This is a genomic window from Clostridium coskatii (genome assembly GCF_001675205.1).
Lineage (GTDB): Bacteria > Bacillota > Clostridia > Clostridiales > Clostridiaceae > Clostridium_B > Clostridium_B ljungdahlii.
In genome coordinates this window covers 1-22,108 of the sequence record NZ_LROR01000017.1, presented here as the reverse complement: position 1 = coordinate 22,108, position 22,108 = coordinate 1, and the positions used below count along the sequence as shown (strand labels likewise).

Genomic DNA, 22,108 nt, shown 5'->3' with positions numbered 1-22,108 from the left:
TTCTTTGAAAATGTCTTATTAGGGGGCATTTATGAAAATAGGAATTGATGCACATGTTATAGGTGATAAATCCGGAGGTAATGAAACATATTATAGAAATTTGATAGAGCAAATAACTAAATTAATTACAGATGAAGAAATTTATTTATATTTCAATGATTTAAAAAAATCATCACTTATTAATATTGACAATGAAAATAATATTAAAATAAAAAGTTTTAAGACTTCTAATGCAGTTAAGAGATATATGAAGTATTTACCGGATTATGTGCAAAAGGATAAACTTGATGTACTTCATTTACAGTATTTTCCCGTAATAAGGAAAAAGTGCAAGATTATAGGCACTATACATGATATTTCTTTTGAACATTATCCACAGTATTTTACTAAAAAAAATTTATTGATGAATAAGATTTTGATACCTGCTTTGGCAAAACAGGCTGATAAAATTTTAACTGTTTCCAATTTTTCAAAGCAGGATATTAGCAATAAATATGGAATTGATCCTGATAAAATTGTTGTTACGTATTTAGCTGCCAGTGAAAAATATAAGGTTATAAAGAATTATGAATTATTATCACAAGTCAGGAAAAAATTCAACATTAACGGAGAATTTCTTTTAACTGTAGGAAATCTTCAGCCAAGAAAAAATTTAAGCAGATTATTTACTGCTTATATCAACTTGAGAAATAAAAAAATGATTGATGAAAAACTTGTTGTTGTTGGTAAAAAAGCCTGGTTATTTAACGATATTTTCAAGTTTGTCAATGAATCAAAATATAAGGATGATATAATTTTTACGGATTATGTGTTAGAAGAAGATTTAGCATTACTTTATAATGCAGCTAAATTATTTGTATATCCGTCTGTATTCGAAGGCTTTGGACTGCCGCCTTTAGAAGCAATGTCATGTGGAACCCCTGTTGTTACTTCAAATATTACTTCTATACCTGAAGTAACAGGAAATGCAGCAGTTCTATTTAATCCATGGAATGTGGAAGATATGGAAGAAAAAATTGTTACTACAATAAATAATAAGGATATGATCAATAAATTAAGTGAACTGGGATTAAAAAGATCACTGGATTTTTCTTGGAAAAAAACTGCCCAAATAACATTGGAGGCATACCATGGAATGGTTACTTAGTATTTTATTTGTTACACATCAATTTTTCGGGGGTAATTTTGACCTCTTTTATATAATGGCTTCGTTATTGATATTAAAAGATATCCTTTTTTTTAGATATCGTAATATATCAACTACATTTATATTTTTACTGCCCATAATCATTATATATATACTCCAAATTCTTATGCTGCATGATTTGAATGTTGAAAAAGGAATAGCATCTGTAGGTAAGATGTTCTTATGTTTATATTTATTAAATACAGTAAAAAATAATTTTAGCAGAATTGATGTTACTAAACTATATAAATATGCTGTGTTACTATTGATGTTACTATTTGTTATCAGCTTATTTGTGAAAACAGATGTTTTTTGGATATTTAATGATTTAACTAATAAATTCCTTACAACCAGATTAAAACTTTTATATATAGAGCCTAGTGAATTATCATTTCATGCTGCAGTTTTAGCCTTATTTATCTTATTTTACAATAATAATTGCGAGAAGCTTTTTATAAACTATGAGAATTTATTATATTTAGTTATCCTTTTAGTAATTATGGCATATTCAGGTGGTTTAGGTGGAATTGTACTAGTTTTATTTACAGTTATATTTATATTGGGTCGTGATAATTTAAAAAAATCTACAGTTGGAAGAAAAATTATATATATATATGTAATCCTATGTATGATTCCAATAATTTTTATTTTCGTTAACTATTTTCAGAGTTCTATAGTATTAAGGCTTCAAGCTATTATGAGCGGATCGGATTCTTCTTTTAACTATAGGGTATTTAAAGGATTTAATGGAATGAAAGCATGTTTAGAGTCTAATCCATTTTTAGGAATTGGCTTTGGAAATCTAAACACGGATTATTATGAATATATGTTGCTTTCATATGGATTAGTAAGTAAGATAGCGAACTCCTTTATGTATGCAATAGCAGAAGGAGGATTATTACTTTTATTTTATCTGGGCTGCCTTTTTGTTTATATGTGGAAACATATTAATAAGGATACTTTTAAATATGCACTATTAATATTCATATTTTTATATCAAATAGGAGGAGGATATTTTACCAATCCAATTAATTGGATTATTTATGGAGTAATATTAAGTAATAGTGCTAAAGAAAGATCAGAGGTGTCATGATGAAAATAAAAAATTTCTTATTAATGCTTGTTCCAATAAGTAGGCTAAAAATATATTTATACAATAAATTATTGCATTATAAAATAGATAAAAGCTGCAAAATTGGATTTTCTTATATTGATGCTGTTTATTTTGAATTAGGAAGAGGAAGTGTTATAGGAAACTTCAATTTAATTAAGAATTGCAGCAGAATAGTAATCAAAGAAAACTCTACAATATTGAAGTATAATTTTTTCAAAAGTTGTAAGAATGTAATTGTTGGAAGCAATACAGTAATTGTAAGAGATAATAAATTCTTACACAATAATAATGTAGGACTTGGATTTGGGGGCAATATTGTTATTGGAAGTTTTACTACTATTGTTAATAAGCATTATTTTGACTTAACAGATGATATTTATATTGGTGATAAGTGCACAATTGCAGGTAATGGCACTGAATTTTGGACACATGGATTTGATCTGGAAAATAATAGAGTTCAAGGTGAAATTAAGTTACTGAACAATATATATATTGGGGCAGGTGTAAAATTTAACTTTGGCTTAAAAGTAAATAGTAACAATGTTGTAGGAATGGGCAGTATATTAACTAAATCAATTAATTGTGAAGGATATTTAATAGGTGGCATTCCGGCAAAACCAATATCAAAATTGAATAATGACAAAATTGGTTACAAAGAAATAGGCACTATTAATAATAAGAAGGTATATAGAAAAATAGTTGATTAATGGAGGAGATAACTTGGATATAGGATTACAGGATAATTTATTTTTTCTAAATTCTTATGATAGTAATGTAGAGTTAAATGGCAAATTTATTGGAGAGCAATATAATTTTAGTAATATAAAAAAAGATAGGTACAATATATATTTCACTAAAACAGTTGAATATTTTAAACATAAGGATAGATATGAAATCCTGTTTTTTTCCAAGAGCAAGTATGATATAAGAAAATTATTTGAAAATTTAAGCTTTATAGATATTAGTGTCTGCAAAGAGTTATTTAATTATTTATTATATAAAGTTGACTATGCAATTATTATTATAGATAAAGTAGAAGATAAAATATATAGTTTCAGAACACCAAATGGTGTTGTACCTATGTATTATTTTTATAAAGATGGCACATTGGTTATGTCAATGCATGTTCATAGTATTGCAAAAGCTATTAAAAAGGTTGAAATTAGTAATTTTGCAATTGAACAGCTGTATGTGATGGACTGTTTAATGGAGCCATATACGTTATACGAAGGTGTTTATGAAATAGGCAGAGCATATATTTATGAATTTAACTTAAATAACAATTCTTTAAAAAAAGAAAAAGTGTATAGTTTCAAGTATGAAATTAACAATAATATGAGTTTGGAAGAATCAATATCAACTTTAAAAAATAAAATAATAAAATCTCATCAAAAACGAGTAGGTTCAATTAATGGAATAATGTTGTCAGGTGGTATAGATTCTAATGTTATGTGTTATGCCTTAAAAAATTGCACAACCAGTTCACTGGAATCATTTAATGTATCAGTGAAAAACCAAAAAAATAGTGAAGCTCCATATGCGAAAAAAGTGGCAGATTATTTTGGATTAAAGCATAGGGAAGTGTTAATAGATCCATCTGATATTAATGAAAAAATATTGGAAGATATAATAAACCTGAATTTTCCTTACTGGGGTGTGATGTATATAGGAAGTATTTTCAAATCATTAAAGCTAAATGGATACAATATATTTACAGGTCAGGACACAAGGCTGCACACTCCATACGTTAATATTTTAGATGATATGATATTTAGAAATAAAATTAGTTCTAAAGTACTTCCTTTTTTAGGTAAAAAGCTTGCAGCTTTAAAGTTCAATAAAAAAATTACAAGAGCTCTGGAGAGATGTAAGGATGCTGAACATATGGAGAAATATTTGATTAAATATTTTTTACATTGTTCAATAGATAACAATAATGTAAACAGCATGTTAAAACAAGAGATAAAAGAGAATATAGAATATGAAAAGTTAAGCTATCAAGAGTTATTTAATGAAATTACCTGGTTAAGATGGGGTCAGCAGTACACAGATGACATTAAATATATGGATAGTCTATGCAATCACTACTATAATACATGCCAATTTCCCTTTTATGATATTAAGTTGGCAGAAGTCAGTGCTTCCATACCATTTAAATATTCCAACAAGAGATATATTGGCAAATCAGGGTTCGGAAATGGATTTACAATAAATAATAAATATTTACTGATGAGAATGTTAAAAGATGAAAATGTACCTATTAATTTAGCAGGAAGAAAAAAAGCAGTTTCCAGTACAATTCATTTATATTTTAACGATCAATTTGGAAAGATAGTAAAAGGTAGGTTAAATGATAGCACACTATTAAATAATTCGACAATCATCAATTTAGGACTAGATAAATTAATAAATCAATTTTGTAGTGAAAATAGGATTTATGGTGATATGGATTATAGCTATTTGATAAAAATATATAATGTATTTGTTTTAGATGTTTTGAAAAGTTATATAGAATAGATGGATGTGAGTAAATTGAAAATTTTATATTTAACTAAGCAGGCACCCAAAAGAGAATACACTATTTCTAAAGAAATATTGTCTGATAATGAGAACAGCTTTGCTGACAGTTGTGTGTTTAGTTACCGCAACTATTTAGATGTTTATGAATTAAATAAGAAAGAAAAGGTATTTAGAAACATATATGACTTTACGGAATTTTGTAAGACATCCATAGGGGAAAGTGTAAATATAGATGATGAACTGTATAAATTTGAATTAAATTATAATTTACCAGTAAATAAGATTTTATATGCAGATAGGCTTGTGATAAATTACAGTGAAAATCATAGAAAACAAATTATATATATGCTTGTTAAGTTTTCTTTAATGCTGCTTGAAAAAACACAATACGATGTTATTATAGGTGAGCTGTCTAGTTCAAGTGATTTGATATTTTACTATCTTAGTAAGCATTTTAAAATAAAGTACCTGTTTTTTTGGCATGGCAGAATCAGTAACAAGATGGAATTTTCAGATGTATTGGGCAGACGTCATGGATTGAAAGAGCTTTATATTAATTATAAAAAGAATGGCTTTTCACAAGAGGAAAGAGAATATCTTAATAAATATTTGGAGAAATTTAAAAAACAAGCTGCACCTGATTACATGAAATTTAGCAAACAAACTAAGTTCAAAAATTTGTTTAGAAAGTTATATATGCAAAGTTTTGTAATTAGATTAAAAAAATATATGAAGTCCTATCACATAGATTTAAAATATTCAGCAGATCAATCTCCCAAAATATCTGAAAAAATAAACAAAAAACTTAAGAAAGCTGTGTTTCCAATAAAGTCACTATTGCTTAAGAGATACTACGATAATGTGAACTTAAATAAAAGATATTATTTAACACCACTGCATTATCAACCTGAATCCTCCACAATGACTTTTGCACCATACTATTTAAATCAGCTTGCATTTATAGAAAATCTAGCCAAGTCCATACCTGGTGGAACTTATATTTACGTCAAAGAACATCCTGCAATGTTTGCAAATAGGAAATTGTCATTTTACAAGGAGCTAAAAAAAGTACCTAATATAAAGTTAGTTCATCCTGAATTCAGTATGAATGCGTTAATAGAAAAATCTATGGGAGTAGTAACCTTGACCAATACAACAGGATATGAGGCTATAGTGAAAGATAAGCCGGTGTTTGTATTTGGAAATGTGTTTTATAATGAATACGATTACAGTTTTAAATGTAATAATTTTGAGGAATTTAGAGATAATATAATAACTGCATTAAGAGATTGGGATAGATGCGAGGGTGAGAGAATAAATAATAGAAATTGTTTTATATTAGCTTGTATAAGAAGCTTAAGAAAAGGGAATTTAAATAGCCACTTGCTTGATAAAAACTTTTTTAAAGATGAAAACATTAAAAATATAGTTAACAGCATAAAAGATGAAATAATAGGAGGACAATAAATGCTTAATGATAAATCCATTTTAATTACTGGAGGAACTGGTTCTTTTGGAAAAAAGTTTACTGAGATGATTTTAAAAAGATATAATCCTAAGAAAATAATTATTTACTCAAGAGACGAATTTAAGCAAGATTTAATGAAAAAGGATTTTATGCTAAGGTGCCCTGATAAAATAAATAAGATTAGGTTTTTTATAGGTGATATTAGAGATAGAGATAGGCTTTATAGAGCATTTAATGGTGTAGACTATGTTATACATGCTGCAGCAATGAAGCAAGTTCCGGCTTGTGAATACAATCCTTTCGAAGCAATAAAAACTAATATTGATGGAGCACAAAATATAATAGATGCAGCTTTAGACAGAGGGGTTCAGAAGGTAGTTGCACTTTCAACAGATAAGGCTGTTAATCCCATTAATTTATATGGAGGTACGAAACTTGTTTCAGATAAGTTATTTATTTCTGCCAATGCTTATTCAGGAGGAAATGAGACTGTATTTTCTGTAGTTAGATATGGTAATGTAGCAGGAAGCAGAGGTTCAGTTATCCCTTTCTTTCAGTCTTTAATTGAAAAAGGGATAAAAGAATTACCTATAACTGATTGCAGAATGACGAGATTCTGGATAACCTTAGAGGAGGGTGTTGAATTAGTATTTAAGGCATTAGATGAATCAAAAGGTGGAGAAACTTATATATCTAAGATACCTTCTTTCACTATAACTGACTTAGCTAAAGCAATGCTTGATGATGTTGTTATAAAAGAAATAGGAATTAGAGAAGGCGAAAAGCTGCATGAAATTATGATAACAAGAGATGATTCAAGAACTACTTATGAATATGAAAAACATTATATTATCTATCCTCATTTTGATTGGTGGAGTTTTGATAAACACTTTACATCTGGTGGAAAGCTAATAGAAGAAGGATTTGAATATAATTCTGGGAATAACACGCAGTGGCTTACAGTAAATGAGCTAAGACAGGAAATGTATAGATTAGGTATATTTGATGCATATAAAGTTAATGATATACATTATGATGAAGTAATGCCCACTAAATAGAAAGGGAAGATAATTAATGAATGAATTGGCAATCAATGGTGGAAGACCAATAAGGAAAACATATTTATCTTATGGAAGGCAGGATATAGATGAAGAAGATATAGAATCAGTAGTAAAAGTTCTAAAAGGTGATTTTCTAACCACTGGTCCTTCTGTGAGAGAGTTTGAAAAAAAAGTTTCAGACTATGTAGGGGCAAAGCATGCGGTGGCAGTTGCTAGTGGTACTGCAGCACTGCATATGGCTTGTTTTGCAGCAGGAATAAAAGAAGGTGATGAAGTAATAGTATCACCTATAACTTTTGCAGCTTCAGCTAATTGTGTTCTATATTGTGGAGGTACACCTGTATTTGCAGATATAGATCCTAAGACATATAACATAGATCCAAAAGAAATTGAAAAGAAAGTAACAAGTAAAACTAAAGCAATAATTCCAGTAGATTTTACAGGACAATCTGTTGATATAGATGAAATAAGAAGAATAGCAGGTAAAAATAATCTCATAATAATAGAAGATTCTGCGCATGCCTTAGGAAGTGAATATAAAGGTAAAAAAGTAGGTACAAAGGCACAAATGACAGAATTCAGTTTTCATCCGGTAAAACCTGTAACCAGCGGCGAAGGTGGTATGGTAGTTACGGATGATGATGAATTGTATAAAAAAATGATTCTTTTTAGAAGTCATGGAATAACCAGAGATAAAGATTTGATAACTCATAATGAAGGTCCATGGTACTATGAACAGATAGACTTAGGTTATAACTATAGAATTACGGATATTCAATGTGCTTTAGGTGCAAGTCAGATGAATAAAATAGATAAATTCATAAGCAGAAGAAGAGACATAGCTAAAACATATAATGAAGCTTTTAAAGATGTAGCTGAAATTACTACTCCTTGTGAAGCTGAATTTTCTAATTCAGGGTGGCATCTATATGTAATTAAGTTGAACTTGGAAAAATTAACTTGTACAAGAAAAGAAATTTTTGAAGCCTTGCAGGCTGAAAATATAGGAGTGAATGTACATTACCTTCCCGTATACTTACATCCTTATTACCAAAAGCTAGGCTATCAAAAGGGCCTGTGCAAAAATGCAGAAGAATTATATGAAAGAATGATAACTATACCGCTATTTCCTAAGATGACAGATGAAGATGTATCAGATGTTATAGATGGAGTTAAAAAAGTAATAAACTATTATAAGAGGTAGTGACTGAAATGAAGGTAGTTTGTATTGTACAGGCAAGGATTAGTTCTACAAGGTTTCCAGGGAAAGTATTAAAAGAGATTTGTGGTAAAACTGTTCTGGAGCACGATGTAGATAGATTAAGAAGAATAAAAAATGTAGATGAAATAGTAATAGCTACGACCACATTAGAAAAGGATAATGTTATTGTAAAAGAATGTGAAAAATTAAAGGTAAAATGTTTTAGGGGTTCGGAGGATGATGTACTATCTAGATATTATTATGCTTCTAAAGAAAATAGTGCGGATGTGGTTGTTAGGGTTACATCTGACTGCCCGCTCATAGATAGTGAAGTTACTGAAAGTATAATTCAGTGTTATATGGAAAATAGAGAAAAATACGATTATGTAAGCAATACTATAGACAGGACTTATCCAAGAGGATTAGATACGGAGGTATTTAGTTTTTGCGCATTGGAGAAAGCTTTTAATGAATCAACATCTCAAAGAGACAGGGAACATGTAACACCCTATATTTGGGATAACGATAATATTTTCAATATTTTTCAATATAAAAATAAAATAGATTATTCAGATTTAAGATGGACACTAGATACAGAAGAGGATTTTAAGTTAATATCAATAATATATGAACAATTTGAAGATAGAGATTATTTTGGTATGAATGAAATAGTAAAATTTTTAGAGAAAAACCCTGAAGTAAAAGAAATCAATAAGTATATAGAACAGAAAAAAGTTGATGACAGCTTATTTTTGATACCTGCTGGTGAAGGCCATTGTGATTTAATATATGAATGGGTAAATGAGGATGAGGTAAGAAAAAATTCTTTTAATAATAGTGAAATACCATATGAGGAGCATGTAAATTGGTATTTTAAGAAATTGAAGGATCCGGATTGTTTTATCTATTTATTGGCCGATTCCAATAAAAACATAGGAATAGTTAGAGTTGAGAAAAAGGGAAATGAAAATGTAGTAAGTTATAGCATATCAAAGCAATTTCGTGGAAAAGGTTATGGATATAAGATTTTGGAAAAGCTTCAGGATAAGCTTATGAAAGAAAACAAGAATATTATACTGACAGCTTATGTTAAAAAAGAAAACATATACTCTGTAAAAATATTTGAAAAGTTACATTATAATTTGGTAGAAAATGATGATTATAATATGAAGTTTGAGAAAAATTTAAGTAGGTGAGATTTTAATGAACAAAAATATAAAAATTAAAAATTTTGAAATCAATGAAACTAGTAAAACATTTATTATAGGAGAAATCTCAGCTAATCATAATGGCAGTTTTGATAATGCAGTAAAGCTTATACATACTGCAAAAGATGCAGGAGCAGATGCTGTCAAATTGCAGACATATACTGCAGACACCATAACTATAGATTGTTATAATAAATATTTTCAAATAAAACAGGGTACTTTATGGGATGGAAAAACTCTCCATGATCTGTACGAAGAGGCATATATGCCCTGGAAATGGCAGCCTGAATTAAAGAAAATAGCCGAAGAAAATGGTCTTGCTTGCTTTTCTTCACCATTTGATAAAACAGCAGTAGATTTTTTGGAAGATATGGATGTACCGGCATATAAAGTAGCTTCTTTTGAAATTACTGATATACCATTGATTACATATATGGCTTCCAAGGGAAAACCTATGATAATAGCAGCAGGTATAGCAGAAATCTCAGATATTCAATTAGCTATAGATGCATGTAAAAAAGTTGGCAATGATCAGATAATTCTTCTTAAATGTACTAGTGCCTATCCTGCTCCATTTGAAGAAGTTAATTTAAAAACTATTCCTAATATGAGAGAAACTTTTGACGTAATAGCAGGCCTTTCCGACCATACATTAGGAATAGAAGTTCCTATATCAGCTGTAACACTTGGAGCAAAAGTTATTGAAAAACACATAACACTCTCAAGGGCAGATGGAGGACCGGATGCTGCATTTTCTTTAGAACCACATGAATTAAAAAGTATGGTTCAATCAATTCGAAATACTGAGAAAGCTATTGGAAAAGTTAGCTATGAACTAACAGAAAAGCAGATGAAAAACAGAGCATTCTCCAGATCTTTATTTGCAGTAAAAGATATTAAAGCAGGGGAAACTTTTACAGAGGAAAATGTTAGATCAATAAGACCAGGATTTGGATTACCTCCTAAATACATAGATAATATTTTAGGAAGAACTGCTGGTGAAAATTTACTAAAAGGTACTCCACTGCATTGGAAATATGTTAAATAGGGTGATTATATGGCTACAATTGCAATAAGAGCGGATGGTGGCTCTCAAATAGGCATGGGGCATATTATGAGAACATTGGTTTTAGCTAAGGAACTTGCGAAAACTAATGATGTTTTTTATTTATGCAGAATAGATAAACCCTTAAGTGGCAGGTATAGTTATGGCATAGAAAAAGTTAAAAATGAAGGCTTTAAAGTAATTACTATAGATGAAAATAATGTATTAGGGGAATTAGAAAGGATTCAGTGTGATTGTCTGATAACAGACAGTTATGATGTAGATGAACGTTATTTTACTAAAACAAAAGAGTTATTTAAAAAGACCGGATATTTTGATGATATGAATTTATATCATTTTGATGTGGATTTTATAATAAATCAAAATATAAATGCAGAATATTTAAATTATAATACTGACAAAAGGACAATATTATTTTTAGGACCTGGTTTTGCTTTATTGAGAGATGAATTTAGAAAATCAAAAATTAAGAAGGTAAATGAAGTTGTAAAAGATATTTTAATAACTCTAGGGGGGTCAGATTTTAATAATTATACAGCAAAAATTTTACAACTTATAAAAGAATTAAGATACAATTTTCATGTTGTAGTTGGACCATCTTTCAAATATATAGATGAGCTTAGTAACTATGAGAAAATGAACAGTAACATTAAATTACACTTTAACACAAATATGAAAGCTTTAATGGATAGGTGTGATATAGCTATATCAGCTTGTGGGAGCACGCTGTATGAATTGGCAGCCTGCGGAGTGCCTGCATTAGGATTGATAATTGCAGAAAACCAAAAGGAAATAGCTAAAAAAATGGAACAAGAAAAATTAATAATCAATTTAGGTCCTATAGATAAATTAAATAAGGAAAAGTTAGTAAATACAGTAGAAGAATTGTGCAGTGACTTAAATAGGAGAAAACAGATGAATTATAACCAGAGTATAGTTATTGATAAAAATGGAGCTGAAAAGCTTTGTAAAAATATTATGGTAGCAATCGGATAAAATAGTTAAGGCGGTATATATAGTAATGAAACTTAAGAAAATTTTTAGTAATGGTAGAATAAATATCTTATTAAAGTATTCTTCTATTAAATATATAGCATTAATTATTGCATTTTTAAAAGGAATAATTAATGCTGGGGCACTTGGACCTGAATTATTAGGTGTACTCGGCAATCTGCTGCTTGTTTTAAGCTATCTATCCTATTCTAATCTGGGAATATTATATTCCATGAATAGAGAATATGTTATATATGAATCAACTAATGAGAAAGATAAAGCGGGTAAAGTTATTAGTACATCTTTTACGGCATTATTCATATTGTCAATATTATTAATAGCAGCTGGTATAATTGCTAAATTCATATATAAAGATAATTTAGGCAATTATATTTTGTTGGTTTTTATTATAGGAATTTTGGAGCAGTATAGAAGTTTCTATATTAATTATTATAGATTGGTTAATAAGGTTAGAAAGATAAATTTTATAGAGCTTATCAATAATGTATTATCATTTGTGTTAATAATCATATCTATAAAATATTTTAAAATATATTCTGTATTAATATCTATGTTCATAGCGGATATTATAGTTTTTATCTATGGTTATAAAAATAGTGAAAAGATTAAACTGAGTATAGATAAAAAAGTTTTAAAAGATTTAATAATAGTTGGGGTTCCATTACTTATATATAATTTGGGATTTTATATTCTAACAACAGTTGATAGGTTGATGACAATTAATTTTTTAGGATACAGGGATTTAGGATACTACACATTTTCAAATCAGCTTGTGAATGGGACTATGGTATTCATATCTTCGGTTTTGTTTTTATATTATCCTAAAGTCATAAAGAACTTGTACATTAATGGAAATAATGACAGAAGGCAAATTTTAAAAAGAATAGAACAGTATACTAGGTATGTAGAAGTCTTAGGAGTAGTTTTATGTTTAGCAGGTATAATATTAATAAAACCTTTTACCAATATGATTTTACCTAAATATTCTGTAAGTATTGATATATATCGAATATTAGTTTTTGGTGGAGTTTTCAGCGAAATATCCTATTTTGCCAATGTTTTTACCGTATCAAATAAAAAGCAGATATATTCAGTGTATCTGCAATGTTTAGCAACTGCAGCAGCAGTCATTCTTAATTATATTTTCATTAAATCAGGCATGGGGATAATTGGAGTTTCCTTGGCAACCTTGATGACCAATATATTGTATTCCATAATGCAGCATTTCATATATCTAAAAATATTGAACTTAAAAATAAGCTTCATAAGGAACACTTTAAAGGTGTATCTGAAATTTACATCATTTACAGTTATATGTATAGCTATTGGCTTTATAAATATAAATTTTATCTTATATATTGTGATTCTTAGTAGTATAACGCTTATTTTATATTATAGGAATTTAAGAAATATGATAATTGATATGGGAAAGTTATAGTAGTAACAAATGTATTAGATTAAGGAGCTGAATTAAAGGGAGGGTTGATGTAATGAAAGTAATAATCCTGGCAGGTGGAAGTGGAACAAGACTATGGCCGCTGAGCCGCGGCAGATATCCAAAACAATTTATTAAATTACAAGGTAGTAAACCATCCTTATTTCAGGAAACCTTTAAGAGAAGCTTATTATTGGCAGACTTAGATGATATATATGTAGTAACGAATGAAAAGCATAAATTTTTAGTAATGGGTGAAGTTGAAGAATTAGATTATAAATATAATGAATCTAATATAATTGTTGAACCTGAAGTTAAAAATACTCTCCCTGCAATTTATGCAGGTGTTCATGAAATAGCTAAAAAAGGTAATGATACAGTAGTTGTTTTTCCTTCTGATCATATGATTATAAAAGGTCAGGAATTTGCAAATATTATTAAAAGTTCAGAACCGTTAACTAAAGATTCAATTATAACCTTTGGAATTAAACCGGATAGTCCGAATACCGGATATGGGTACATTGCGCCGGGAAATAAAAAACTAAATGGATATGAAATAAAAGAGTTTAAAGAAAAACCCGATTATGAGACAGCTGTTACATATGTTAATGGGGGATATTATTGGAATGCAGGAATATTTATGTTTAATACTGAGATATTTATAAATGAAGTAAAGCTTTATGCTGAGAATATATATAATGCTTTTAAAAGTAGTAATACCATAAAGGAAGCTTTTAGCAAAATAGATGAAAAAATTTCAATGGACTATGGCATTATGGAAAAAAGTAAAAATATTGCGGTTAAACCCGTAGATATAGGTTGGAATGATCTTGGAAGTTTTGATTCTTTTTATGAAGTTTTTGATAAAGATGAAAATAGTAACATATCTCATGCTGATAGTATAATTATTGATTCAAAGGATAATTACATATATTCGGGAAAAGGCAAGTTAGTTGCAGCTGTAGGTATTAATGATTTAATTGTAGTTGATAATAGAGATGCCTTGCTTATTTGTAAAAAAGACAAGTCACAAAAGGTAAAGAAAATTGTAGAAACTTTAAAAGAAAGAAATGATAGTAGGGTAGAATATCATGTTCAAGATTACAGACCCTGGGGGAACTATAAAGTTCTAGAAGAAGAGAAAAATTCATTTAAAATTAAAAGGATTAAATTAAGTCAGGGTAAAAAGTTAAGTTATCAGATGCATTATTATAGAAGTGAGCATTGGATAGTTGTTAAGGGTATGGCAAAAGTTACAATAGATGATATAGAAAAGTTGGTATCTGCAGGAGAAAGTATTTTTATAAAACCTGGACAAAAACACAGACTTGAGAATCCAGGGAAGATACCTCTTGAAATTATTGAAGTTCAGATGGGTGATTATTTAGAAGAAGATGATATTGTAAGATTTGATGATGACTAAATTTGATATTTGAACTTTGTACTTTGTTCTTTAAAAAAGTGAGGGATACCTATATGAAAACATATCTGGTAACAGGAGGAGCAGGCTTTATTGGCTCTAACTTTATTCATTACATGTTAAAAAAATACTTAAATATAAAAATAATAAACTACGACAAACTAACCTATGCAGGTAACCTTGAAAACTTAAAGTTTATATCTAAAAATCCTAACTACATCTTCGTCCAGGGAGACATATGTGACAGAGAAAAACTTCAACAGCTATTTGAAAAATATGATATAGACTATGTGATAAACTTTGCAGCAGAATCTCATGTAGACAGGAGCATAAGAGATCCTGAAGTATTTGTAAAGACAAATGTTCTGGGCACTGTGGCACTTTTAGATACTGCAAAAAATGCATGGACTTTAGAAGGTGAATTTAAACAGGGCAAAAAATATCTTCAAGTTTCCACAGATGAGGTTTATGGGTCACTTGGGAAAGAAGGATATTTTACGGAAAAAACTCCACTGGATTCTCACAGCCCTTATTCTTCAAGTAAAGCGTCTGCTGATTTGATGGTAAAGGCATATTTTGATACTTATAAAATGCCTGTAAATATAACCCGCTGTTCAAACAATTATGGTCCCTATCAATTTCCTGAAAAACTTATTCCACTTGTCATAAACAATTGTGCAAATAAAAGAGATATTCCAGTATACGGTGATGGACTTAACATAAGAGATTGGCTTTATGTAGAAGATCACTGTAAAGCTATAGACATGGTTATCAATAATGGGAAACTAGGAGAGGCTTATAACATAGGTGGGCATAATGAGAGAACAAACATCTATATAGTTAAAACAATAATTTCATATATACACGACAATGTAGATCCTTATGTAGATGAAAATCTTATAAAATATGTCGAAGACCGAAAAGGACATGATAGGAGATATGGCATTGATCCTACAAAGATCAAAGACGAACTTGGATGGTATCCTGAAACAGAATTTGAGGATGGCATAATAAAAACTATAAAGTGGTACTTAGATAATAAAGATTGGATGAATAATGTGACTTCTGGGGATTATAAGAAGTACTATGACAGAATGTACAAAAACAAATAACAAAGAACAAATAATAGAATTTTGATTTAATATAAGAAAATTGCGAAGCACTTTTTATAGGACAATTGACAGAGGACAGAGGACAGAGGACAGAGGACAGAAGACAATGAAGGTGAGCTTTCCTCCTTACGTCAGAAAACTAATTTATTTTTAAGCGATGTTTTTCATTAGCAAAACATCGCTTAAGCAGGCTCTAAAATCTGTGATTTTCAGATAATTGCTTGCTCAGAAAGTACTTCTTAGGAACAAAAAAACGTAAGTTTCTTTTAAATTAAAGATTTTTCGTAGTGTAGCGGAGAAAAATATTCCTTCATTGTCCTCTGTCAATTGTCCTCTGTCCTCTTAAAAATATTGCTTCGCAAAGTTTTTAAACTGCGAAAGTAGAACTCTTAACTATTAATTCTCAACTAAAAAAAGGAGGTGTTAACTTTGAGAAAGGGCGTAATACTGGCTGGTGGTTCTGGAACCAGGCTTTACCCAATGACTAAGGCAATATCTAAGCAGATTGTTCCAATATATGATAAACCTATGATTTATTATCCAATTTCTGTACTTATGCTAGCTGGGATACGCAATATTCTTATTATATCCACACCAAGGGATACAGGTGCTTTTAAAGAACTTTTTGGTGATGGAAGTCAGCTTGGACTTCACTTTCAGTACGAAGTTCAATATGAGCCAAAGGGACTTGCTGAGGCTTTTATAGTTGGAGAAAAATTTATTGGAAATGACGATGTAGTTCTTGTTTTAGGAGATAATATATTTCATGGATATGGTTTTACGGAAAGGTTAAGGGCCGCTTCAGACAGGCATAACTGTTCAACCATTTTTGGATATCATGTAAGCAACCCTGAGAATTTTGGCGTAGTGGAGTTTGATGAGAATTTTAATGTTATTTCCATAGAGGAAAAACCTTCAAAGCCAAAATCACATTATGCAGTACCGGGACTTTACTTTTACACAAATGATGTGGTGGACATAGCAAAGAATATAAAACCTTCTTCAAGGGGAGAACTTGAAATTACAGATATAAATAATGAGTATTTAAAAAGAGGCAAACTTAAAGTAGAGCTCTTTGGAAGAGGAATGGCCTGGCTTGATACTGGAACCCCCCAGGGACTTTTAAATGCCGCTAATTTTGTAGAGGCTGTTCAGACAAGGCAGGGACTTTATATAGCTTGTATAGAGGAAATTGCTTATAGAGAAGGATATATAGATGACAATCAACTGATAAAGTTGGCAGAGCCTCTTAAAAAAGTTGCTTATGGGAAATATATTTTAGGCTTACTTGATAAAAATCATCATTCATATTTTAGGAGTGAATACAATTGAAGATATTGATTACAGGAGGAAAAGGACAGCTTGCTAGGCAGCTCCGAGAAATTTTGGTTATGGGAAAATCTAAAATAAGAGCACTTGATAAAATTTACTCTGATGCTGAAGTAAAATTCACCAGTAGGGAAGAATTGGACATAACCAAATTAAATGATGTCAGAGACTTTATGGCTGATTATACACCAGATATAATTGTAAATTGTGCTGCCTACACAAATGTGGATAAGTGCGAAATTGATTTTGAAAATGATTTTAAGGTAAATTCCCTAGGAGCTAGAAATTTAGCATTAGCTTCGCAAAATACAAAAACAAAACTTGTACATATTTCTACTGATTATGTTTTTAACGGCAGAGGTGCTATACCTTTTAGGGAATGTGACTTGCCTGATCCTATTAGTGTTTACGGAAAGACTAAACTTTTAGGAGAACAGTATATTAGAGAAAATTGCAGCAGGTATTTTATAGTAAGGACGTCCTGGCTATATGGTTTATACGGTAAAAATTTTGTATACACTATATTGAAAGTTGCAAAGGAAAAAGGGCATTTAGATGTGGTAAATGATCAGAGAGGTAATCCTACTAATGCAGAGGATCTGGCCTACCATCTTTTAAAGCTTGCTCTTACTTGTGAATATGGTATATACCACTGCAGTGGTAAGGGCGAATGCAGCTGGTATGATTTTGCTTGCAAGATTGTGGAATATGCGGGCATAGACTGCACTGTATCTCCTATGACTTCGGAAAAACTCAACAGGGCAGCTAAAAGACCGGAATTTTCTTCTCTTGATAATATGATGCTCCGATGTACTATTGGTGATAACATGAGGCACTGGAAAGATGCACTTAAATCCTTTATTAAAAAATTGTGAACTGTGGATTGACTAAGAAGGGATATGATTAAAATAGGTAAATTTAATTTCGTAAAAACAGAAATAGAGGGAGTATACATAATAGAAACAGGTATTTTTGGAGATAACCGTGGGTACTTCATGGAAACTTATAATTATAGTGATTTTAAGGCAGTGGGACTTGATATGGTATTTGTCCAGGATAATCAGTCCAAATCAAAAAAAGGAGTCTTAAGAGGACTTCACTTTCAAAAAAACTATTCTCAAGGAAAACTGGTGAGAGTGGTAAAAGGTAAGGTATTTGATGTTGCCGTGGATTTAAGAGATGGATCCAGTACCTATGGAAAATGGATAGGGGTTACACTATCTGAAGAAAACAGGAAACAATTTTATATTCCAAAGGGATTTGCCCATGGATTTCTAGTTATTTCAGACGAGGCAGAATTTTGTTATAAATGTACGGAGTTTTATCATCCTGAAGATGAAGGTGGTATTATATGGAATGATCCTGATATAAATATAAAATGGCCTCTTGAGGGAATTGACAATATTATTTTTTCTGAAAGAGATAAGTTATGGCCTACACTAAAGGAGTGCAAAAATAATATAAAAAAGTGTTGACTTATATAAACGTTTACTATATAATAAAGTCAAGAAGAAAGATATAACTTCTTCTAGCAATCCTAACTCAAAGAGAGTACTAAGGAAATTGTTTTAAAGGAGTAGAAAGTTTAAAAAATCAGATATTAATACACTTATTTAGAACGAAAGTAAATATGATTAAATATTCACTGGAGTAAGTTATAAGGAATATCTGAAAAATACTTGTGAATATTTAATTTGTAAGAATGTTCAACAAGAATGTATGAAATTTGGTAAGTTTAAATTAAAGTGTTATGTAATAAAGAAGTGTAGTTTTAAAGGTAAGTATTTTGTTAGAAAGTTAATTGAAGTTTTTAAAAAGTGTGTTTGAAGAAAAATAATAAATTAAATTTTTATAGTGTATTAATACATTGTAATGGTAATTGAAAAAGGGTGATGAATATTCAGGTAAGATCAAAGTACTCAAAAGAGTTAGGATTTGCTTAACCACCAGTTAGTTATATGATAGCTAATTGGTGGTTTTAATTTTATTTAGAAAAGTTGAAAATATATTTAAATAATCACTTTAAAGCTGTGAGTTAATTTTATACAATTATCCTATTAATTTGAATTTAAGTTGAAATTATGATATAATGAATTATTAAAATATTTAATCTTCATATATAATTTGTTATATTCTATAATATTTATCAAAATATAGGAGTGGTGAGACATGCCAATAAAAAAAGATTGTTATGCGTATGATTTCAATTATTCTATCCACAATTTTGATGAATTTATGCATAAGTATGTAAAGGAAAAAGATAGTTTTGCAATATGTTTTCTCAATATGACTAATTTGGGGTTATGCAATTATATATTAGAGTATAAATATGGGAATGTCTTATTACATAATGTTATAAATAAAGTAAGATACTGTATCAATCAAAAGGCATATATTTATAAATTTGGTGGAGATGTTTTGCTGCTTATAATACCTAATATAAAGTGCAGAGATAATGCTGTGAAGATTATTAAAAGAATAATAAGTATAAATAATGATATATTTCTATTGGCTGGTAAAAAAATTAGGATAGAGATAAAACTTGGTGTAGCCCTGTATCCCTATGACAATGTTGAATTACATGATGTATTTAAATATGCAAGTATAGCTTTAAATTGTGTAAATAAGAAATGTGGTAGTACATATGAGTTTTTTAATGCTAATATGTATGAAAATAATGCTATGGAAGAAAAAATTGGAACTGATATACAGGATGCTTTCATTAATCATGAGTTCATATTGTATTATCAACCACAGGTAAACGTTGACAGCGGTAAGGTGTATGGAGTTGAAGCTCTTATTAGGTGGAATCATCCAGAGTTTGGGATACTAACACCGTCATATTTTATTGATGGAATAGAGAGAAGCGGCGAAATAAAGAAAGTAGGCAGAATTGTCTTTTATATGGCGTGTCTTGAGGCAAAAAGGCTTCATAAACTTGGATACTCTGATTTAATTATGTCTGTCAATTTATCTATAAGACAATTTGAAGATGATTTTTTTATTACTTTTATTAAAAATATATTGGAAATAACGCAGGTTAAGCCTGAATATATTAATTTTGAAATAACTGAGAGGACGGCTATTAATTCTACTGAAAAAATCACATCTGCCTTGAGAAATATAAAAGATATAGGAATAAAAATATTTGTAGATGATTTTGGAACTCAATATTCTTTTTTAAATTATCTATATACCGTACCTATAGATGGTATAAAAATAGATAGATCTTTTATTAATGGCATAGATAGATGTGAAAAAAATTTATTATTGTAAAAAATCTTATTAAACTTGCAAATGACTTAAATTTGGAGGTAGTGGCAGAAGGAATGGAAACAGTGGAACAGTTGAGATACTTAGAGAGAGCTAATTGCAGAAATGTGCAGGGATTCCTCTTTGGAAAACCACTTAATCCAAATGAACTTACAAGTTTTATGAAAACAGCAAAGTTTGAAACAAGCAGGGTAATAGCCTCCCTTTAAAAAATAAAGTAGTAAAATTTTAAAAATACTTACATTTTTAAGAAAATTATGGTAAAATTAAAAAAGATAATTCAATATATTAAAGGGAAACGATGAGATATGCACTTTATATGGGCATCTAGTGTGTATTGAGTTAACGATGCAACCGGCCTTATGATTATAAAATTTTTTTATAATCATAAGGTTTAATTTTACCCTAAAAAATGGAGTTTATATGTATATTTATTATGGTATTATTATTTTTATTTTTGGAACTATAATAGGAAGTTTTTTAAATGTATGCATATATAGAATACCAATGCAGGAATCTATTGTGTATCCATCTTCCCATTGTACAAATTGCGGCAATAGAATTAAATGGTATGATTTAATTCCTATAGTGAGTTATGTTATTTTAAGGGGAAAGTGTAGAAATTGTAGAGAAAAGATATCTAAAAAATATCCTATTGTGGAATTTATTACGGGTTTATTGTATCTTATGCTTTATATTAAGTTTGGAATTAGTATAGATATTGTGAAGTATGTTGTATTTATAAGTATTTTGATTGTCATAGGAATAATAGATTTTGATACAACAGATATTTATTTTAAAACTACAATAGTAGGTTTGATTTCAGCATTTGTATTTTTAGGAATATATTATTATAATGGACTGCCTATAAGGACATATATTTACGGAGGTATAGCAGGCGGTGGACTTTTAGTACTTATTATTCTCATAACAAAAGGTGGTATGGGATGGGGAGATGCGGAAATTTGTCTTATATGCGGCTTGTTTCTTGGACTTAAGTTCACTTTTGTAATGCTATTTTTATCTTTTATTATAGGGGCAATTATAGGAGTAATACTTATTTTGTCGGGAAAGAAATCAAAAAAAGATTATATACCTTTTGGTCCATTTATTACAGCAGCATCTGTTATTACAGTATTTTGTGGACAAAATATTTTAAGTTGGTATTTATAACAAGTATACGTATTATACAATAAATTCTAGGCAAGTAGAAGACTGATTAGAGTTTCAATATAGAAAGTTAACTTATACAGGCCATGTAATGACAAATTTCAACACCATAAAAACTTTTGACAAGTCTAGAGCTCGGTATTTTGAAAATCTAAGAAGCTTAGCTAAACTCGTGCCTCAAACAGTATCTAAGCCCCTAAGATTTTCTAAAATACCTCACTAAGACTTATGGAAAAGTTTTTGAAGGTGTTTTCAATTTTGTCATTACATTTTATGCATAAGCTTAAGTTTCAATTGAAAATCCTATAGATTGTAAAGTTTAAAACTAAATCTATAATCACTTAAAATTGCTAAAGGTATAAATCTTGGTTGAATTTATACCTTTAGCATTTAAATCAAACTGACAATTTGGATAAGTTTAATTGTAGAGTTAACTATCTATATATAGGGTTTCTAACTTAAAAATCAACTTATACGCAGGCATATTTTTACAATAATGAAGCTCTTTTAAATATTTTGTATATAAGTCTT

The 22,108-nt window shown here is 29.4% G+C and carries 17 protein-coding genes, 1 pseudogene and 1 riboswitch; all 18 genes and pseudogenes read left to right on the top strand.

Features of this window, described 5'->3' with window-relative positions; translation table 11 throughout:
* The first annotated feature begins 31 nt into the window (after positions 1 to 31).
* The 18 genes and pseudogenes from CLCOS_RS00465 to CLCOS_RS00380 all read left to right on the top strand — a co-directional run bounded on the left by CLCOS_RS00465 (position 32) and on the right by CLCOS_RS00380 (position 21,580).
* Positions 32 to 1,147, top strand: coding sequence for a glycosyltransferase family 4 protein (locus CLCOS_RS00465; RefSeq protein ID WP_063601376.1), 1,116 nt, complete (start codon positions 32 to 34; stop codon positions 1,145 to 1,147).
* The gene (locus CLCOS_RS00460) at positions 1,131 to 2,279 is read left to right on the top strand and encodes an O-antigen polymerase (protein WP_023162742.1); all 1,149 of its coding nucleotides are present in this window, start codon (positions 1,131 to 1,133) and stop codon (positions 2,277 to 2,279) included. Before CLCOS_RS00465 ends, CLCOS_RS00460 begins: the two co-directional genes overlap by 17 nt.
* Complete coding sequence (locus tag CLCOS_RS00455; RefSeq protein ID WP_013237227.1) at positions 2,279 to 3,007, top strand: acyltransferase; 729 nt, start codon at positions 2,279 to 2,281, stop codon at positions 3,005 to 3,007. Before CLCOS_RS00460 ends, CLCOS_RS00455 begins: the two co-directional genes overlap by 1 nt.
* Positions 3,008 to 3,020: 13 nt before the next feature.
* Positions 3,021 to 4,817 carry an asparagine synthase-related protein gene (locus CLCOS_RS00450; protein WP_063601377.1) on the top strand — a complete coding sequence of 599 codons (1,797 nt, stop codon included), beginning with the start codon at positions 3,021 to 3,023 and terminating at the stop codon, positions 4,815 to 4,817.
* 15 nt (positions 4,818 to 4,832) lie between these two features.
* On the top strand, positions 4,833 to 6,287 hold the full coding sequence (locus CLCOS_RS00445; protein ID WP_063601378.1) for a hypothetical protein: 1,455 nt from the start codon (positions 4,833 to 4,835) through the stop codon (positions 6,285 to 6,287).
* Positions 6,288 to 7,346, top strand: coding sequence for a UDP-N-acetylglucosamine 4,6-dehydratase (inverting) (pseB, locus tag CLCOS_RS00440; RefSeq protein ID WP_013237230.1), 1,059 nt, complete (start codon positions 6,288 to 6,290; stop codon positions 7,344 to 7,346).
* A 16-nt stretch (positions 7,347 to 7,362) separates the two neighbouring features.
* A complete protein-coding gene (gene pseC / locus CLCOS_RS00435) occupies positions 7,363 to 8,553 on the top strand; it encodes a UDP-4-amino-4,6-dideoxy-N-acetyl-beta-L-altrosamine transaminase (protein WP_013237231.1) in 1,191 nt (396 codons plus the stop codon).
* An 8-nt stretch (positions 8,554 to 8,561) separates the two neighbouring features.
* Entirely contained in the window at positions 8,562 to 9,746 is a 1,185-nt protein-coding gene (locus CLCOS_RS23050; RefSeq protein ID WP_063601379.1) for a GNAT family N-acetyltransferase, read from the top strand.
* 7 nt (positions 9,747 to 9,753) lie between these two features.
* The gene (pseI, locus tag CLCOS_RS00425) at positions 9,754 to 10,806 is read left to right on the top strand and encodes a pseudaminic acid synthase (protein WP_063601380.1); all 1,053 of its coding nucleotides are present in this window, start codon (positions 9,754 to 9,756) and stop codon (positions 10,804 to 10,806) included.
* A 9-nt stretch (positions 10,807 to 10,815) separates the two neighbouring features.
* The gene (pseG, locus tag CLCOS_RS00420) at positions 10,816 to 11,820 is read left to right on the top strand and encodes a UDP-2,4-diacetamido-2,4,6-trideoxy-beta-L-altropyranose hydrolase (protein ID WP_063601381.1); all 1,005 of its coding nucleotides are present in this window, start codon (positions 10,816 to 10,818) and stop codon (positions 11,818 to 11,820) included.
* 25 nt (positions 11,821 to 11,845) lie between these two features.
* A complete protein-coding gene (locus CLCOS_RS00415) occupies positions 11,846 to 13,276 on the top strand; it encodes an oligosaccharide flippase family protein (RefSeq protein ID WP_082853561.1) in 1,431 nt (476 codons plus the stop codon).
* A 52-nt stretch (positions 13,277 to 13,328) separates the two neighbouring features.
* Positions 13,329 to 14,696: a mannose-1-phosphate guanylyltransferase/mannose-6-phosphate isomerase gene (locus CLCOS_RS00410; RefSeq protein WP_063601383.1), complete on the top strand. Its 1,368-nt coding sequence runs from the start codon at positions 13,329 to 13,331 to the stop codon at positions 14,694 to 14,696.
* A gap of 53 nt (positions 14,697 to 14,749) precedes the next feature.
* A complete protein-coding gene (gene rfbB, locus CLCOS_RS00405) occupies positions 14,750 to 15,805 on the top strand; it encodes a dTDP-glucose 4,6-dehydratase (RefSeq protein ID WP_013237237.1) in 1,056 nt (351 codons plus the stop codon).
* Between the two features lie 429 nt (positions 15,806 to 16,234).
* Complete coding sequence (gene rfbA, locus CLCOS_RS00400; protein WP_013237238.1) at positions 16,235 to 17,137, top strand: glucose-1-phosphate thymidylyltransferase RfbA; 903 nt, start codon at positions 16,235 to 16,237, stop codon at positions 17,135 to 17,137.
* On the top strand, positions 17,134 to 18,009 hold the full coding sequence (rfbD, locus tag CLCOS_RS00395) for a dTDP-4-dehydrorhamnose reductase (RefSeq protein ID WP_063601384.1): 876 nt from the start codon (positions 17,134 to 17,136) through the stop codon (positions 18,007 to 18,009). The genes rfbA and rfbD overlap by 4 nt, the downstream gene beginning before the upstream one ends.
* 33 nt (positions 18,010 to 18,042) lie before the next feature.
* A complete protein-coding gene (rfbC, locus tag CLCOS_RS00390) occupies positions 18,043 to 18,609 on the top strand; it encodes a dTDP-4-dehydrorhamnose 3,5-epimerase (RefSeq protein ID WP_029170085.1) in 567 nt (188 codons plus the stop codon).
* 694 nt (positions 18,610 to 19,303) lie between these two features.
* Positions 19,304 to 20,616: pseudogene (locus CLCOS_RS00385) on the top strand (putative bifunctional diguanylate cyclase/phosphodiesterase).
* Between the two features lie 76 nt (positions 20,617 to 20,692).
* Positions 20,693 to 20,776: riboswitch (cyclic di-GMP riboswitch) on the top strand.
* A gap of 54 nt (positions 20,777 to 20,830) precedes the next feature.
* Positions 20,831 to 21,580 (top strand): prepilin peptidase, encoded by a 750-nt coding sequence (locus CLCOS_RS00380; protein WP_023162757.1) that lies wholly within the window; start codon positions 20,831 to 20,833, stop codon positions 21,578 to 21,580.
* Positions 21,581 to 22,108: the final 528 nt, after the last annotated feature.

Bases quoted from the DNA above. Each gene is read 5' to 3' on its own strand.
- CLCOS_RS00465 (WP_063601376.1), top strand. From the start codon at position 32: ATGAAAATAGGAATTGATGCACATGTTATAGGTGATAAATCCGGAGGT.
- CLCOS_RS00460 (WP_023162742.1), top strand. From the start codon at position 1,131: ATGGAATGGTTACTTAGTATTTTATTTGTTACACATCAATTTTTCGGG.
- CLCOS_RS00455 (WP_013237227.1), top strand. From the start codon at position 2,279: ATGAAAATAAAAAATTTCTTATTAATGCTTGTTCCAATAAGTAGGCTA.
- pseB (WP_013237230.1), top strand. From the start codon at position 6,288: ATGCTTAATGATAAATCCATTTTAATTACTGGAGGAACTGGTTCTTTT.
- pseC (WP_013237231.1), top strand. From the start codon at position 7,363: ATGAATGAATTGGCAATCAATGGTGGAAGACCAATAAGGAAAACATAT.
- CLCOS_RS23050 (WP_063601379.1), top strand. From the start codon at position 8,562: ATGAAGGTAGTTTGTATTGTACAGGCAAGGATTAGTTCTACAAGGTTT.
- pseI (WP_063601380.1), top strand. From the start codon at position 9,754: ATGAACAAAAATATAAAAATTAAAAATTTTGAAATCAATGAAACTAGT.
- pseG (WP_063601381.1), top strand. From the start codon at position 10,816: ATGGCTACAATTGCAATAAGAGCGGATGGTGGCTCTCAAATAGGCATG.
- CLCOS_RS00415 (WP_082853561.1), top strand. From the start codon at position 11,846: ATGAAACTTAAGAAAATTTTTAGTAATGGTAGAATAAATATCTTATTA.
- CLCOS_RS00410 (WP_063601383.1), top strand. From the start codon at position 13,329: ATGAAAGTAATAATCCTGGCAGGTGGAAGTGGAACAAGACTATGGCCG.
- rfbB (WP_013237237.1), top strand. From the start codon at position 14,750: ATGAAAACATATCTGGTAACAGGAGGAGCAGGCTTTATTGGCTCTAAC.
- CLCOS_RS00380 (WP_023162757.1), top strand. From the start codon at position 20,831: ATGTATATTTATTATGGTATTATTATTTTTATTTTTGGAACTATAATA.